Source organism: Halomonas eurihalina (genome assembly GCF_008274785.1).
GTDB classification, from domain to species: Bacteria; Pseudomonadota; Gammaproteobacteria; order Pseudomonadales; family Halomonadaceae; genus Halomonas; species Halomonas eurihalina.
This window is the reverse complement of sequence record NZ_VTPU01000014.1, coordinates 26,378-42,412: the sequence shown is the minus strand read 5'-3', so window position 1 is coordinate 42,412 and position 16,035 is coordinate 26,378. Positions and strand designations below refer to the sequence as shown.

General features: G+C 65.7%; 15 protein-coding genes and 1 other RNA gene. 4 read left to right on the top strand and 12 right to left on the bottom strand.

Going from position 1 to position 16,035, the window contains the following annotated elements; translation table 11 throughout:
• Window positions 1-32: 32 nt before the first annotated feature.
• The 11 genes from murG to rsmI all read right to left on the bottom strand — a co-directional run bounded on the left by murG (window position 33) and on the right by rsmI (window position 12,093).
• Window positions 33-1,118 (bottom strand): undecaprenyldiphospho-muramoylpentapeptide beta-N-acetylglucosaminyltransferase, encoded by a 1,086-nt coding sequence (gene murG, locus FZZ93_RS13755; RefSeq protein WP_149322893.1) that lies wholly within the window; start codon window positions 1,116-1,118, stop codon window positions 33-35.
• Window positions 1,115-2,305, bottom strand: coding sequence for a putative lipid II flippase FtsW (gene ftsW, locus FZZ93_RS13750; protein ID WP_149322892.1), 1,191 nt, complete (start codon window positions 2,303-2,305; stop codon window positions 1,115-1,117). The genes murG and ftsW overlap by 4 nt, the downstream gene beginning before the upstream one ends.
• On the bottom strand, window positions 2,302-3,690 hold the full coding sequence (gene murD, locus FZZ93_RS13745; RefSeq protein ID WP_149322891.1) for a UDP-N-acetylmuramoyl-L-alanine--D-glutamate ligase: 1,389 nt from the start codon (window positions 3,688-3,690) through the stop codon (window positions 2,302-2,304). Before murD ends, ftsW begins: the two co-directional genes overlap by 4 nt.
• Window positions 3,691-3,737: 47 nt before the next feature.
• Window positions 3,738-4,820: a phospho-N-acetylmuramoyl-pentapeptide-transferase gene (mraY, locus tag FZZ93_RS13740; protein ID WP_149322890.1), complete on the bottom strand. Its 1,083-nt coding sequence runs from the start codon at window positions 4,818-4,820 to the stop codon at window positions 3,738-3,740.
• An 8-nt stretch (window positions 4,821-4,828) separates the two neighbouring features.
• Window positions 4,829-6,199 carry a UDP-N-acetylmuramoyl-tripeptide--D-alanyl-D-alanine ligase gene (locus tag FZZ93_RS13735; protein ID WP_149322889.1) on the bottom strand — a complete coding sequence of 457 codons (1,371 nt, stop codon included), beginning with the start codon at window positions 6,197-6,199 and terminating at the stop codon, window positions 4,829-4,831.
• Entirely contained in the window at window positions 6,196-7,719 is a 1,524-nt protein-coding gene (locus FZZ93_RS13730) for a UDP-N-acetylmuramoyl-L-alanyl-D-glutamate--2,6-diaminopimelate ligase (protein WP_149322888.1), read from the bottom strand. The genes FZZ93_RS13735 and FZZ93_RS13730 overlap by 4 nt, the downstream gene beginning before the upstream one ends.
• Window positions 7,720-7,749: 30 nt before the next feature.
• A complete protein-coding gene (locus FZZ93_RS13725; RefSeq protein WP_149322887.1) occupies window positions 7,750-9,471 on the bottom strand; it encodes a peptidoglycan D,D-transpeptidase FtsI family protein in 1,722 nt (573 codons plus the stop codon).
• Window positions 9,468-9,806 carry a cell division protein FtsL gene (gene ftsL / locus FZZ93_RS13720; RefSeq protein ID WP_149322886.1) on the bottom strand — a complete coding sequence of 113 codons (339 nt, stop codon included), beginning with the start codon at window positions 9,804-9,806 and terminating at the stop codon, window positions 9,468-9,470. The genes FZZ93_RS13725 and ftsL overlap by 4 nt, the downstream gene beginning before the upstream one ends.
• A 10-nt stretch (window positions 9,807-9,816) precedes the next feature.
• Window positions 9,817-10,773 (bottom strand): 16S rRNA (cytosine(1402)-N(4))-methyltransferase RsmH, encoded by a 957-nt coding sequence (gene rsmH / locus FZZ93_RS13715; protein ID WP_149322885.1) that lies wholly within the window; start codon window positions 10,771-10,773, stop codon window positions 9,817-9,819.
• A 66-nt stretch (window positions 10,774-10,839) separates the two neighbouring features.
• Window positions 10,840-11,202, bottom strand: an RNA gene (gene rnpB, locus FZZ93_RS13710) — RNase P RNA component class A.
• Between the two features lie 33 nt (window positions 11,203-11,235).
• Window positions 11,236-12,093 (bottom strand): 16S rRNA (cytidine(1402)-2'-O)-methyltransferase, encoded by an 858-nt coding sequence (gene rsmI / locus FZZ93_RS13705; RefSeq protein WP_149322884.1) that lies wholly within the window; start codon window positions 12,091-12,093, stop codon window positions 11,236-11,238.
• Window positions 12,094-12,141: 48 nt separating this feature from the next.
• On the opposite strand from rsmI, the gene FZZ93_RS13700 reads away from it, so the two are divergent.
• Genes FZZ93_RS13700 through FZZ93_RS13685 form a run of 4 tightly spaced genes read left to right on the top strand, consistent with a single transcriptional unit; the run spans window position 12,142 to window position 15,429 of the window.
• The gene (locus FZZ93_RS13700; protein ID WP_149322883.1) at window positions 12,142-13,896 is read left to right on the top strand and encodes a penicillin-binding protein activator; all 1,755 of its coding nucleotides are present in this window, start codon (window positions 12,142-12,144) and stop codon (window positions 13,894-13,896) included.
• The gene (locus tag FZZ93_RS13695; RefSeq protein WP_149322882.1) at window positions 13,883-14,248 is read left to right on the top strand and encodes a YraN family protein; all 366 of its coding nucleotides are present in this window, start codon (window positions 13,883-13,885) and stop codon (window positions 14,246-14,248) included. Before FZZ93_RS13700 ends, FZZ93_RS13695 begins: the two co-directional genes overlap by 14 nt.
• A gap of 21 nt (window positions 14,249-14,269) precedes the next feature.
• Complete coding sequence (locus FZZ93_RS13690; RefSeq protein WP_149322881.1) at window positions 14,270-14,863, top strand: phosphoheptose isomerase; 594 nt, start codon at window positions 14,270-14,272, stop codon at window positions 14,861-14,863.
• 5 nt (window positions 14,864-14,868) lie between these two features.
• On the top strand, window positions 14,869-15,429 hold the full coding sequence (locus FZZ93_RS13685) for a BON domain-containing protein (protein WP_149322880.1): 561 nt from the start codon (window positions 14,869-14,871) through the stop codon (window positions 15,427-15,429).
• A gap of 99 nt (window positions 15,430-15,528) precedes the next feature.
• On the opposite strand, the gene FZZ93_RS13680 is transcribed toward FZZ93_RS13685, so the two are convergent.
• Complete coding sequence (locus tag FZZ93_RS13680; protein ID WP_149322879.1) at window positions 15,529-15,999, bottom strand: ClpXP protease specificity-enhancing factor; 471 nt, start codon at window positions 15,997-15,999, stop codon at window positions 15,529-15,531.
• Window positions 16,000-16,035: the final 36 nt, after the last annotated feature.

Here is a 16,035-nt window from a genome sequence, read left to right as displayed (position 1 = left end):
TCGCCTGACCGGGGACCGGTCCTAGTCTGTCATCACTCAAAACCTGTCTCCATGCAGCCAGCCGCCAGGCGTTCCATGGCATCGAGACGCGCGCAGCGCCGGGCCTGCGACGCCATGGCGGCCAATGTATCGGGGTCCAGCAGCGTCGCCAGGCGTTCGGCCAGCGCCGCCACGGTCATCTCATTCTGGGGCATCAGAGAGGCGGCACCCTCTTCCACCAGCGCCGCAGCATTGGCGGTCTGGTGGTCATCCACCGCATGCGGAAACGGCACGAACAGCGCCGGCTTCGCCGCCGCCGCGAGTTCCGCCACCGTCAGGGCGCCGGCACGACACACCACCAGGTCGGCCCAGTCGTAGGCCTCGGCCATGTCATCGATGAAGGCCGGGACCCGCGCCTGCACGGCGTATTCGTCATAGCGTGCCCGGGTCGGTTCGTCCTTGTCGCGGCCGGCCTGGTGGCACACCTCGGGACGGCGCTCGCGCGCAAGCGTCGCCAGCGCCTCGGGAAGTCGCTCATTCAGGGCCTGGGCGCCCAGCGATCCGCCGACCACCAGCAGGCGCAGGGGACGCTCACGCATCGTCGCCGCCTCGCGGGGATGATCGCCGAGCGCGGCGATCTCGGCACGTACCGGGTTGCCGACCACCTCGCCGCGTCCTGGAAAGGCTTGCGGGAAGGCCGCGAAGGTACGTTTGGCCAGTCGCGACAACACTCGGTTCGTCAGGCCGGCCACGGCATTCTGCTCATGGATCACCAGGGGGCGGCGAGCGAGCCAAGCGGCCAGCCCGCCCGGACCACTGGCGAATCCCCCGAGTCCCACCACCAACTGCGGATCGAAATCGCGCACCACCCGACGCGCCTGGAGAACCGCTCGTACCAGCCGCCAGGGCGCCACCAGCCAGCCGGTCACGCCCTTGCCGCGCAGGCCGCTCACCGCGATGCGGTGCAGCGGAATGCCGGCCTCCGGCACCAGACGATTCTCGATACCTCGCGGACTACCCAGCCACTGCACCTCGACGCCGCGCTCGGCCAATGCGCCGGCCAGCGACAGAGCGGGAATCACATGCCCACCGGTGCCACCGGCCATGATCAACACCCGGCGCGTCTGGTCATCCTTCATGATCGGGCCTCTCCTGTCCTTGGCGCAGCAGGTTGTTCACGTCGCCTGGCCTGCCTCGTCTCGATGTCAACCCTCAGCAGCATGCCGACCATCACGGCACTGATCATCAGGCTCGAGCCGCCGTAACTAAGCAGCGGCAACGTCAACCCCTTGGTCGGCAACATCCCGGTGCTCACCGCGATATTGATGAACGCCTGGGCTCCGATCACCAGGGCAATGCCGTAACAGAGGTAGGCCGCAAAGGGCCGCTTGGCCAGTTCGGCGCGCCGGCCCACTGCCATGGCGCGCCATACCAGCAAGGCAAACAGCCCAATCACGGCAATAGCGCCGATCATGCCCAGTTCCTCGGCCAGTACGGCGAACACGAAGTCGGTATGGGCCTCGGGAAGGTAGAATAACTTCTGCACGCTGTTGCCAAGCCCGGTGCCGAACCACTCGCCGCGCCCGAAGGCGATCAGCGCCTGAGTCAACTGATAGCCGCTGGCGAACTGATCGGCCCAAGGATCGACGAAACTGGTCAGGCGCGCCATCCGATAGGGTTCGGCAATGGCAAGCAAAGCGCCCAGCGCTGCCACCAGTCCCATCAATAGCAAGAAGCGTCCCCAGGGCGCCCCCGCCATCAGCAGCATGCCCATGACGCAGCCCGTCATGACCACCACCGCGCCATAGTCCGGCTCGAAGATCAGCAGGACGCCCATGACCGCCATCACCATCAGCGGGCGGAGAAAGGCGCCCCACTGACGACGCACCTGGGGAAGGAAGCGTTCCAGATACCCCGCCAAATAGACGATCAGGCACAGCTTGGCGATCTCCGAGGCCTGCAGGTTCAAGGGAATGCCGGGAACCGACAGCCAACGCCGACTTCCATTGACCTCGCGCCCCACCAGCAGCACCAGTAGCAGCATGGCCAGGCCGACAAGCAGCAGCAAGGGGCCGTTGGCCTTCCACCAGGCCATCGGTATGCGCAGGACCAGCAGGGCGACCGCCATGGAACACAGCACGAAGACACCATGACGGACGCTGAAGTACCAGGGGTTGCCGGTAAGACTGGTGGCGACTTCCGTGGAGGCGGAGGTGACCATGACCCAACCGATCAGCATCAGGGCCAGAGTGGCCACCAGCAGCCAGCCATCGCAGAAGTGATCTCGGGTCGACAGTTGTTCACGCAAACGGGATAAGCGGCTCATGGAGCCTCCTGACTCGCGCGTCGTTCGACGGCCCGCCGAAAGGCCTCGCCACGCGCTTGATAATTCAGAAATTGATCGAGGCTCGCACAGGCTGGCGACAACAGCACGCAGTCGCCGGGCACCGCGATCTCGGCGGCCCGTTCCATGGCCGTTGCCAGATCCTCGACCCGATGCCGAGGCAAGGCACCCTCGAGCGCGCGCTCGAGCTTGTCCGCGTCGCGCCCGAAGAGGATCGCCTCCCGGCCATATCGCTGCAGCGGCGCGGCCAGCGGCGTGAAGTCCGCCCCCTTGCCGACGCCCCCCGCCAGCAGGATCACGCGCCCTTTCAGGGTCGGTCCGATGCCGGCGATGGCAGCCAGGGCCGCCCCCACATTGGTACCCTTGGAGTCGTTGATCCAGCGTACACCGTCGAGGTCGGCGATCCATTCGCAGCGATGCGCTAGCCCACCGAAACGCTCCAGCACCCGCGTCATGGCGGACAACGACAGGCCCAGGCGGTGGCCCATGGCCAGGGCGGCCAGCGCATTCGCCTGATGGTGCAGCCCCTGCAGGCGCAGGGACTCGGCAGGCATCAAGGGACTGTCGCCATGCATCAACCAGGCACGTTGCCCGCTGCCATCATCGTGGAGCGAAATCCCCCATTCACCCGGCTCAGGCGGCCGGGTGGAAAAACGCTCGAGCGCCGGCAACGGCGACGCCGGCCAGGTCTGCGGATCCTCGGCATTGACCACGCCGTGCTCGGCGCCACGGAAGATGCCGAGCTTGGCGGCTCGATAGCCGGCCATGTCGCCATGGCGATCCAGGTGATCCTCGGAGAGATTGAGAAAGGCCGCCGTGGTGGCACCAAGCCGCGGAGTGGTCTCGAGCTGGAAGCTCGAAACTTCCAGCACATAAAGCTCAGCATCGGGCGATTCGGCCAGCAGATCCAGGGCGGCGGTGCCCAGGTTGCCGCCCACCGCCACGCGCCAGCCCGCCTCGGCCGCCATCTCGCCCAACAGAGTGGTTACCGTGGACTTGGCATTGGCGCCGGTGATGGCGGCGATGGGCGCTCGACAGGCCCGCGTGAACAGGGCCATCTCGCCCACCACCAGCGGATCGCCGGACTCGCCGACACGCCCTTCCAGCACGGCCAGTTCGGGCAGGTGCGGGTCCACGCCCGGACTGAGCACCACCTCATGCGCCTCCTGCATGTCGATACCGGCCAGCGAACCGCAATGAACCTCGACCCCCGGATGCGCATCACGGAAAGCATCGAGCCCCGGCGGTGCCTCTCGGGTATCGGCCACCATGAAACGCCGGCCCAGGCGTTCCAGATGGCGGCAGATGGCGCGCCCGGATATCCCGAGCCCGACCACCAGCGTGACTCCCTTGGGCACCTTGACCATGAATGGCTCCTCGCGTGAACGACGACTTCCGGCTCCGCGCGGGAACCTCAACGAATCTTCAGCGTGGCCAGCCCCAGCAGCACCAGTACGACCGTGATGATCCAGAACCGCACGATGACCCTCGGCTCCGGCCAGCCCTTGAGCTCGAAGTGATGATGCAGCGGTGCCATACGGAAGATCCGCCGGCCGGTCAGCTTGTAGGAGCCCACCTGCAGGATCACCGACACGGTTTCCATGACGAAGATGCCGCCCATGATGAACAGCACGATCTCCTGGCGCACGATGACGGCGACCACGCCAAGCGCCGCCCCCAGGGCCAGGGCGCCCACATCGCCCATGAAGACCTGGGCCGGATAGGTGTTGAACCACAGAAAGCCCAGGCCCGCCCCGGCGATGGTGGCGCAGAACACTGCCAGTTCACCGGCGCCGGGAATCATCGGAATTTGAAGGTATTCGGCGAACACCGCATTGCCACTGGCATAGGCGAACACGGCAAGCCCCATGGCCACCAGCACGGTAGGCATGATGGCCAGGCCGTCGAGGCCGTCGGTGAGATTCACCGCATTGGAACTGCCGACGATCACCAGGTAGCTGAGCAGTATGTAGAAGACGCCCAGGGACAACACGAAGTCCTTGAACAGCGGCACGATCAGGCTCGTTTCCACCGGCGAGGCAGCGGTGACATAGAGGATGACCGCCGCCGCCAGACCGATCACCGACTGCCACAAGTACTTCCAGCGGGCCGGCAGACCACGCGGATTCTTCTCGACCACCTTGCGATAGTCGTCGACCCAGCCGATGGCGCCAAAGCCCAGCGTCACCGCCAGCACGACCCAGACATAATGATTAGAGAGATCCCCCCACAACAGGGTACTGACAGCAATGGCCATTAGGATCATCGCGCCGCCCATGGTCGGCGTGCCAGCCTTGGACAGATGCGATTGGGGGCCATCATCGCGCACGGCCTGCCCGATCTGGCGTTCCACCAGGCGTCGGATGACCACGGGCCCCAGCCAGAGGCACAGGATCAAGGCCGTCAGGGTCCCCAGAATCATCCGCAGGGTCAGATAATTGAATACGTTGAAGGCGCTCTGGAATTGCGCCAGGAATTCAGCCAGAAAAAGCAGCATGTAATGCGTTACCTTGATGCATCCGAGCGCAGCGCGGTCACCACGTGCTCCATTCCAGCACTGCGCGACCCCTTGACCAGCACGCTGGCTCCCGGCGGCAGATGGTGGAGAACATGGCGCGTCAGCGCCTCTCTATCGTCGAAATGGTACCCTCCTTCACCGAAGGCACGGCTGGCCGGCCGTGCCGCCTCACCGAGAGTACCGAGAAAATCGATTCCCAGCTTCCGCGCATGATGCCCGACCTCGGCATGCCAGTACGCGGAAGCATCACCCAGCTCCCCCATGGCGCCCAACAGGCACCAACGAGGGGCTGGCAGCGTTGCCAGGGTCTCCAGCGCCGCCTTCACGGCACCGGGATTGGCGTTATAGGTATCGTCCAGCACCCGTGCGCCATCACGCCCGGCGAACACGCCGAGCCGGCCGGCTACAGGCTCGACCTTTTCCAGCCCGGCCAGCACATCCGCCGGATCGGCCTGCAGGGCCAGTGCCGCCGCCGCCGCTGCCAGGGCATTGGCAACATTGTGCCGTCCCATCAGCGACAACTGTACTCGCCCGAGTTCGCGACCATCGAAAGATAGCGTGAAAGCATAGCGCCCGAACTCATCGCAGACCAGTGTCTCGGCACGCAGACGGGCTTCTTCTCCTTCCAGCCCGAAGTCGAGTACCTCCCTAGGCGCCGCCTGGCTCGCCCAGAGCCTGAAGTAGCGGTCGTCGCGATTGAGTACCGCCACGCCGTCGCGGGACAGCCCGCTCAGTATCTCGCCCTTGGCCTGAGCAATGCGCCCCATGCCGCCGAATTCGCCGACATGGGCACCGGTCACATTGGTGATCACCGCCACGTCGGGCATGGCCAGCGAGGTCGTCCAGGCGATCTCGCCGAGATGATTGGCGCCCAGCTCTACCACCGCCTGGCAGTGCTCCTCGGCCAGCTCGAGCAGCGTCATGGGCGCGCCGAAATCGTTATTGAGGTTGCCCCGCGTGGCCAGTGTCGCGCCGGATCGCGACAGAATGGTCGCCAGCATCTGCTTGACGGTCGTCTTGCCGCTGTTGCCGGTCACGGCCACCAGCGGACCGCCCCAGGCCAGACGCCGGGCCCGCCCCAGCAACCCGAGCGCCAGGCGGGTATCGGCGACCTCCAGTTGCGGCAGCGGATCGTCCTGGCGTTGCTCGACCAGCGCCGCCGCCGCCCCGGCCTCGCGCGCCTGAGCAATGAAGTCATGGGCATCGAAACGCTCGCCGACGAGCGCCACGAACAGCGCCCCCGGCCCCAGACGGCGCGTATCGGTGGTGATCGACGTCAACGCCACTTCGACACCTGGCGGCGTTTCACCCAGCGCCCGGGCCACCGCCCCAAGGGAGTCCAGACCAACAGCGCTCATTGCGGCGCCTCCCCATGCCGCTCGGCCAGCGCAGCCTGTGCCTCATCGAGATCGGAAAATGGATGACGCACACCCTCGATCTCCTGATAAGTTTCGTGCCCCTTGCCGGCGATCAGGATCACGTCCTCGGCATCAGCCTCGGCAATGGTCTCGCGGATGGCCGCTGCCCGACCGCCCCGGACCCGAGCCGAGCGACGCGTGCTCTCGGACAGGCCGGCCAGGACCTGCTCGCGGATCGTCGCCGCCGACTCGCCGCGCGGGTTGTCGTCGGTAATCACCGGCACATCCGAGTACCTCTCTGCGGCGGCGGCCATCAAGGGCCGCTTGCCCGCATCCCGATCACCGCCACAGCCGAACAGGCACCACAGGCGGCCCTGATCCGGCAAGTGCGCCCTCAGTGCCTGCAGGGCATTCTCCAGGGCGTCCGGCGTATGGGCGTAGTCGATCACCACCGTTGGCCCCCGGGCATCGGCCAGTACCTGCATGCGCCCCGGTACCGGCGTCAATTCGGCAGCCGCGGCGAACAATGCCTCGAGGTCCTCGCCCAGGCCGTGGAGGGTCGCGATGGCCAGTAGCACATTGGTCAGGTTGAACCCGCCCATGAGGGCGATTTCCAGCACCCGCTCCCCTTCCGGGGTGGCGATGACGGCGCGCTGCCCCTGTGCCAGGGGCTCGACGCCCACCACACGCAATGTGACCGCCTCGTCGTCACCAACCGCCAGCACGCGCGCACGCTCTCGTTCGCCCGTGGGCAGACCGGCCAACATCAGGCGCGTCAGGGGATCGTCGCCATTGACCACCGCCAGGCGCAGCTCGGGGCGCTGGAACAACCGGGCCTTGGCGGCCGCATAAGCGGCCATGCTGCCGTGATAATCGAGGTGATCGCGGCTCAAGTTGGTGAAGACGGCAGCCGTCAGCCGACACCCCGCGAGCCGCTCCTGCTCCAGAGCGTGGGACGAGGCCTCCATGGCTACGCGCTCGACGCCTTCGGCGGCCAGCTCGCCCAGGGCCGACTGCAGCGCCAGCGGCCCCGGCGTGGTCAACCGGCCTTCGTGCAGCGCGCCGGGGCGCCCATGCCCCAGGGTGCCGACCATGCCGGCATCACGCCCGAGGAGGCGACTCAGCGCGGCGATATAGTGCGTCACCGAACTCTTGCCATTGGTCCCAGTGACGCCGATCAGTTCCAGCGACGCCGGCACCTCGAACAACGATCGCCCGAGTTCACCAAGCTGCCCGGCCAACCCCTCGAGATGGATCACCCGGGCAGCGGCGGATACGGACTCTCCCGACTCGACATGCCTCAGCACCGCAGCGGCACCCGCCGCCAGGGCCTGGTCGATGAAGTCGCGCCCATCGACGCTCACGCCGGGCAACGCCAGAAAGACATCGCCCTCGGCCAGCTCTCGGCTATCCAGGCAGAGGGCGACATCACCGGTAAGCCCGAGCGCTTCCAGCGCGGCGGATTGCTCCGGCCACTGGCTCGCCAGTGCCGCCATCAGTCGTGATGCATTCACGTGCATGGCGGCCTCGCATCGGTCGGGGAAGAAGAATCAAGCATCGTCGTCCTGGCTAGGTCGGTCGGGTGGAACATCCAGTATGCGCAGAGCGTTGCCAGCCACGCGGGAAAAGACCGGTGCGGCGATCGCCCCGCCATAATAGGCGTCGCCACGCGGATGGTCGATCATCACCACGGCGATGATACGCGGATCAGAGACCGGCGCGATGCCGACGAACAAGGCGCGATAGGTGCGTTCCTGGTAACCCCCGCTTCCGCTCTTGCGCACCGTGCCCGTCTTGCCCGCCACACTGTAGCCCGGCACCATGCCGCGACGTGCTCCGGCGCCGGGTGCCACCACCTCGTCCATCATGTCGAGCACGCGATCGGCGATTCGCGGTTCGATGACCGGCTCGCCCTCGGGCGCCTTGGACAAGCGCAACAGCGATGGGGGCAAGCGCCGCCCGTCATTGGCGATGGCCGTATAGGCGCTGGCCAGCTGCAATGCCGACACCGATAGGCCGTATCCATAGGAAAGCGCCGCCCATTGGCTGCTGGACCAGACCTGCGGCGACGGCACACTGCCCGTGGCTTCACCAGGAAAGCCGGTGCCCGGAGCGCGGTCGAAGCCAAGCGCCCGATAACGCTGGGGCACCTTGGGCTCATCGAGCTGCAGTGTCAGCTTGGACATGCCGATGTTGGATGACTTGCGCAGGATACCGGCAAGGGTCAGCTTGCCGTTGTTGGAAACATCCCGGATGGTATAACCATCGATCACCATCCAGCCCGGCGAGGTATCGACGACGGTATCGGGCGGAAACTTGCCGGTTTCCAGCAACGCCGACATGGCCAGTGGCTTCATCACCGACCCCGGCTCGAAGACATCGACGATGGCCTGATTGCGCAACCCCGCCGGGTCGAGGCCGGCACGGTTGTTGGGGTTGTAGGATGGCTGGTTGGCCATCGCCAGGACCTCGCCGGTATCGGCATCGAGCATCACCAGGGTGCCGCCGTCGGCCTCGTTCTCGTCGACCGCCTTCTTGAGCTCCCGGTAGGCCATGTACTGCAGGCTTTGATCGATGGACAGCGTCAGGTCGCCACCGGGCTGGGCCTCCTCGAGCACTTCCAGGTCGCGCACCAGGCGCCCACGACGATCCTTGAGCACCCGGCGCTTGCCCGGCACCCCGGCGAGGTAGGGCTGATAGGCCAATTCAAGCCCTTCCTGGCCTTGATCATCGATGTTGGTCACGCCGAGCAACTGGGCGGTCACCTCCCCGGCCGGGTAATAGCGCTTGTATTCACGCCGTGCATGCACGCCGGGTACGTGGAGATCGAGTACCTCCTGGGCCGCGGCTGGCGTCATGCGACGCTGCAGGTACATGAACTCGCGCTCGGCGTAGCGCTCGATGCGTGCGTCGAGCGCATCGAGATCCTGGCCTAGCGCCTGGGCCAGGCGCAGGCGCTGAATACCATCGTCGGGCAGATCCTGAGGGTTGGCCCATAGCGTCACCACGGGCGTCGAGATAGCCAGCGGATCACCATGGCGGTCGGTAATCATGCCGCGATGGGCGGGAATCTCATCGACACGCAGAGTACGGGCATCGCCCTGGCCCTGCAGGAAGGAGTGATCGAACACGTGCAGATCGACGATGCGCCCCATCAGCAATCCCAGGCCAACGAGCACCAGCGTCATGATCACGACATAGCGAGCCCGCCCCATTGGGGCCATGGGCGGCGGACGACGCGGCGTGACGCCATTCGACGCATCTCGGCTCATGGCTGGATCACCTCCACCTCATCGACATCGGGCAGGCGCATTTCCAGGCGTTGCGAGGCCAGTCGCTCGATCCGCGACGGCGACGACCAGGCGCTTTCCTCCAGCAACAACTGCCCCCACTCGGTCTGTAGTTGCTGTTGCTCGTTCTCGAGCTGCTGGAGGCGCGCGTAGCGCTCGCGGATTTCATGACTGGTGGCAATCACCGCCAGCGCCGTGACCAGACAAAACCCCAACAGCACGCCGTTGAGCAGCAGCTTGAAAGTCGGCCGCGGCCGGGCGGTTGGCCAGCCGAAGTCCGATGTCCTGGTCGTGGAGGCATTGCGTCCCTGTGCCATGTCACTCCCTTCAATAGCGTTTACGCGCCGCACGCATCACGGCGCTGCGGGCGCGGGGGTTGTCCTCGATTTCTTCGCGGGAGGGACGGCGCGCCTTGCCCAGCGCCTCGAGACGGCGCTGAATCTGATCATCACGCAGCGGTATCCCGCGCGGCAAATGAGTATCGCCCCGAACATGATCACGGATGAAGCGCTTGACCCGGCGGTCCTCCAGCGAGTGAAAACTGATCACCACCAGGTGGCCACCCGGCGCCAACGCCTCGAGAGCCGCCCCAAGGGCGAGATCGAGCTGCTCGAGTTCGCCGTTAACCTGAATGCGCAGTGCCTGGAAAGCGCGAGTCGCCGGATGCTTGCCCTTTTCCCAGGCGGGATGTGCGGCCTTGATCACCTCGGCAAGATCCGCCGTGCGCGTGAAGGCACGTTCACCACGCCGCGCCACAATGGCGCGTGCCAGGCGTCGCGCGAAACGCTCCTCGCCGTAGGTCTTGAGCACGCGGACAATCTCGTCTTCACCTGCACGGGCGATCCAGGCCGCCGCGCTCTCGCCGTGCTCCGGATCCATGCGCATGTCCAGTGGGCCATCGCGCAGGAAGCTGAAGCCCCGTTCGGGGTCATCGAGCTGCGGCGAGGAGACCCCGACATCAAGCAGGATACCGTCGAGCTTGCCATGCAGATCATGCGCCTGGGCGAAATCACCGAGGCGCGCGAAATCCCCTCGCTCGAAGGCAAAACGCGCGTCCTCGATGGCGGCCGCTTCCTGGATGGCCTGCGGATCGCGATCGATGGCCAGCAGACGCCCTTGGGGCGAAAGGCGTTCCAAGATAGCGCGGGAGTGCCCGCCGCGTCCGAAAGTGCCGTCCAGATAGCGGCCCGACGGGTCGTGAATCAGGGTCTCGACCGCGCCATCGAGCAATACGCTGGCATGGCGAAATCCGCGGGAGGGTTGTTCGGAAGCGGGTGACGACATGCGGTTCTCGTGGCGGGCTGGGAGGGGCCGTACGTGACGGCGTCATCATGAACGATAGCGGAAATTAGGGGGAGTCGGCCGATAAGCCGGGTTCTGTCTTGGACAGTCATTCGTCTAGGAACGTCGTCACCGTCGTTCTCAAGCGACCTACCCGAACCCAGCGCGGGCCACGCCATTGGGTTCCTATTTGGTCTTGCTCCGAGTGGGGTTTACCGTGCCACGCACTGTTGCCAGGCGCGCGGTGCGCTCTTACCGCACCCTTTCACCCTTACCGGCCTCCCGCGGGAGGCGTAGGCGGTCTACTCTCTGCTGCACTTTCCGTCGGCTCGCACCGCCCAGGCATTACCTGGCACTCTGCCCTATGGAGCCCGGACTTTCCTCCCCCGATCCCGCAAAACGGCGACCGGCGGCGACTGTCTGGCCAACTCCCGGAGGCAAGCATACCAGTGCCGCGACACCCCCTCAATCCCCGTCCTTGAGCTGCTGTGCTCGGGCATACCAGGTTTTCTTTGTACCACCCAACAAACGCGCCGCCGCACTGGCCGCCTGCTTGACACCAACCCCCTCGGCCAGCAGCGAGGCCAGCAGAGCCTCGGCCTCGAGCGTGACGGTCTCGCCGACCTCCCTCAGCGCCGCACCCTCCACCATCACCACAAACTCGCCACGCGCCTGGTCGGGATCAGCCTCCAGGCGGGCGATCAGTTCATCGGCGCTGCCGTCGAGAAACGTCTCGAAGGTCTTGGTCAGCTCTCTCGCCAAGACTAGCCGCCGCTTGCCGAAGACCGTCGAGAGATCGGCGAGCGTGGCTTCGATGCGATGGGGGGACTCGTAGAACACCAGGCTCTCCTCACGTTCGACCAGCGCCTCCAGACGGGCACGCCGGGCGCCTCCCTTGGCCGGCAGAAAGCCGTTGAACAGGAAGCGGTCGGTGGCCAGGCCAGCCGCCGAGAGCGCCGCCACCAGGGCACACGCTCCCGGCACCGGCACCACGCGACGCCCTCTGGCCCGCAACTCGCGCACCAGCACGAATCCCGGGTCACTGATCAACGGTGTGCCGGCATCGCTGACCAGCGCCACGTCCTCACCGGCCGCCAGGCGCGCATCGATATGCTCGACCCGCCCAGCCTCATTATGCTCATGCAAGGACACCACGGCCGGCGCGATGCCCAGATGCCGTAACAAGCGTGACGTATGCCGGGTATCCTCGGCGGCCACCAGCGCCACCTCGCCCAGCACACGGGCGGCTCGCGGGCTAAGGTCCTCCAGATTCCCAATCGGCGTGGCAACCACGTACAATGAACCTGCACTCGCGTCTGACATTTCGGCCCTCTGGGATGCATTCCGGAACAATGGGACAAGGAAGGATCGATGAAGATTTCGTCTCGCGGCCCCCTGGCCGCCGCGCTTCTAGCGCTACTCCTGGCCGGCTGCGGCATGCAACCGAGCATGACCCAACGCCAACCGGCGGATGACCCGGAGCAGCTGCTGCAAGAAGCCAACCAGCAAGCACCGGCCGAGGCCGCTCGCTCTCGGCTGGAAGCCGCCGACATCCTAGCACGCCAGGGACGCGCTCCCCAGGCACTGGAGATCGTCAAGAACCTCGACGACGCGCAACTGTCGGTCGAACAGCGCCGCCGCTGGGCCCTGCTGCTCTCCGAACTGGGCGAATCCCAGAGCGACCCGCATGCCGTGGTCCAGGCGGGCCAACTGCTCAAGAGCGACACTCCGCCCCGCCAGCAGGCAAACCTGCTGCTGGAACGACTCGGCCGCGCTCTCGGCGAGCTCGACAAACCCTTGCCCGCCGCCGCGGCCTTGCTACGCCTCCAGGCCGCCAATGACAGCGAAGACCTCAACGATCCGATCTGGGCACAGCTATCCCGCCTGCCCGCCGGCTCTCTGAGCAAGTTGCGCAGCAGCCAAGAGGCCGATACTCGGGCCTGGCTGACCCTGACCGACCTGGTTCGCGACGGCAGTGGCGACATCGAACGCCTCTTCCAGCAGATCGACAACTGGCGCGATCAGCACCCGGACCACCCCGCCGCGCGCCGCCTGCCGTCCAAGATCCTGGCGCTGCGTGACCTGCGCGGCCGCGAGATCCACCATATCGCCGTCTTCCTGCCCGAGAGCGGGCCACTCGCCAATGTCGCCGAAGCCATCGAGCAAGGCATGCGCGCCCACCACCTCAACGAGGTCAACAGCGGCGCCAGCGGCACCCAACTCAGCTTCATCGATTCTTCCGGCGGCAATCTCGACGAACTCTACCGCGAGGCGCGCAACCGTGGCGCCCAGGCCGTGATCGGCCCGCTGGACAAGGAGCTGGTCAGCCGTCTCGAACAGCGCGAACAAGTTCCCCTGCCGACCCTGGCACTCAACTACGGGACGGCCGACCACAACCAGGCCGAAAACCTCTTCCAATACGGATTGTCCGCCGAGAATGAAGCGCGCCAAGTGGCGCGGCGGGGCCGAGTCGACGGCCTACGCAGCGCCGCCGTGATGGTTCCCGGCAACGACTGGGGACGCCGGGTCGGCGAAGCCTTCCGCGACACCTGGCTCGCTAACGGCGGCGAGATTACCCGCACCGAACGCTACAACCCCGGGCAACCGGCCACCGAGAGCACCCGGCAAGCCGTCGGCTCTCCCAAGCCCGACATGCTCTTTTTGCTGGCGTTGCCGGAATACGCTCGCCAGGTACCGCCAACCCTCGATTATTATTCCGCCTCGGAGCTGCCGGTCTACGCCACCTCCCATCTCTACGAAGGGCGTCCCCAGCCACGCCTGGACAAGGACCTCGACGGCGTTCGATTCATCGATATCCCCTGGCAGATTCCGGATGCCGCCGTGGGAGGCGAGGACGCTCTGCCCTTCCTCGACAGCTATCACCAGCTGCGCCAGGAATCCGAACCCTCGCTGTTCCGGCTGATGGCCATGGGGGTGGATGCCTATGAGCTGACACGCCGCCTGCCTCAGTTCCAGGCCATCCCGGGTAGCGAACTGTTCGGCGCCACCGGCACCCTGAGCGTGGGCGAGGACGGTCGTATCCAGCGCCAGCTGCCCTGGGCCCGCTTCAGCGACGGCGTTCCTCAGCCGATGATCGTAGGCCCCCTCGGCGATGCCCTGCGCTGACGCCCGCACCCGGGGAGCCCGGATCGAGCGGCTCGCCGCCGACTGGCTGGTGGCGCGAGGGCTTTCCCTCGTGGCCACCAACCAGCATGCCAAGGGCGGTGAGCTCGACCTGGTCATGCGTGACGGCGACACATTGGTGTTCGTGGAGGTGCGGCATCGTGCCGACATCCGCCACGGCCATCCGCTGGAAACCGTCACCGCCACCAAGCGTCGCCGCCTGATCAAGGCAGCGCGTTTTTATCTCCAGCGCAACCGGCTATCATGTGCGTGCCGCTTCGATGTACTGGCCGTGACCGGCACGCCCCCCAAGCTCGAGTTCGAATGGGTGGCAGGGGCCTTCGAAGCGTTCTGACCCAAGGACCAGGAAGCCAAGATGGATTTCCAGACCCGCATTCTCGGACACTTCAACGCCAGCATCGACACCAAGACCTATGCCAGCGAGGTGCTGCCACCCTTCATCGAGGTGGCCAGCCAGATGATGGTGCAGGCCCTGGTCAACGAAGGAAAGATACTGGCCTGCGGCAACGGCGGCAGCGCCGGCGACAGCCAGCACTTCTCCTCGGAGCTGCTCAACCGCTTCGAGCGGGAACGCCCCAGCCTGCCCGCTCTGGCTCTGACCACCGACACCTCGACCCTGACCTCCATCGCCAACGATTACAGTTACAACGATGTCTATTCCAAGCAGATACGCGCACTGGGACAACCCGGCGACGTACTGCTGGCCATCTCCACCAGCGGCAACTCCGGTAATGTCATCCAGGCCATCCAGGCCGCCCACGATCGCGAAATGACCGTGGTCGCACTGACCGGCCGCGATGGTGGCAACATGGCCTCCTTGCTGGGCCAGGACGACTGCGAGATTCGCGTCCCGGCCACTTCCACCGCACGCATCCAGGAGGTTCACCTGCTGGTGATCCACTGTCTGTGCGACCTGATCGACGAACAGCTTTTCGGCGCAAGCGAGTGACCCCCATGTCCTATAAATCCCTGTGTACCGTCCTGACCCTCATCTGCCTGCTCGTCCTGACCGGCTGCGCCAGTTCGGCCCCCGTCAGCGAGCACTACGGCCAGCGTACCGAAGGCACCAAGGTCGAGGACTCGAACATCGAGGACAAGATCTACCATAACCTCAAGGCCAACGATGCCCGACTCGGCGACGCCCGCATCAATGTCAACGCCTTCAATGGCGTGGTCCTGCTCACCGGCCAGGTACCCAGCCAGGAACTCAAGGACATGGCCGTGCAGGTGGCCGAGCAGGTACGCAATGTGCGCAAGGTACACAACGAGCTCACCATTGCCGCCAACCTGCCCCACAGCCAACGGCTCACCGACACCTGGATCACCACCAAGGTGCGCACGGCCCTGGTCGCCAACGAGGCCATCGACTCCGGTCGACTCCTCGTCGTCACCGAGAATGCCACCGTCTACCTGATGGGCATCGTCAGCCGAGCCGAGGCCGAGCGCATCGTCTCGGTAGCCTCGAATGCCGGCGGCATGCAGCGCATCATCAAAGTCTTCGACTACCTCGACTGATCGTCCGGACATCACATACGCAAACGGCAGGCCCTGAGGCCTGCCGTTTGCATTTTTCCGCTCGGCCGGTGCCGAAACAACGGCCGGCGACTCACCGGCTCACTTGATGACGCGCAGGGAGGGACGCCCCTTCTTGGGCGCCTCGCCTTCCTTCTCCGAAGACGACGCTTCGGTCTCGTCGACACTGGCCAGCGCCGGTCCCGTCTTCTCATCCTCCACGGTCTCGGTCTCGCTATCGTTGTGGCCAGCATCGGGCATCACCGGCTCATGACCGAAGACCATGCCAACACCATTCTCGCGAGCGTATATAGCGATCAGCGCTTCCATCGGCACCATGAGCTGCATCGGCTTGCCGCCGAAACGCGCCGAGAAGGCAATCGCCTCATTCTCCATCGACAAATCATGAATCGCCGACACGCTCATGTTGAGCACGATCTGGCCATTCTGGACGAATTGCCTGGGAACCTCGACGCCTTCCTGCTCGGCATCGACCACGATATAAGGCGTCAACTCGTTGTCCAGCAACCACTGATAAAGGGCCCGGGCAATATAGGGACGGCTTGAATGCATCGTTCGGCCCTCCTGGGTCAGTACCTCGAACGGGGT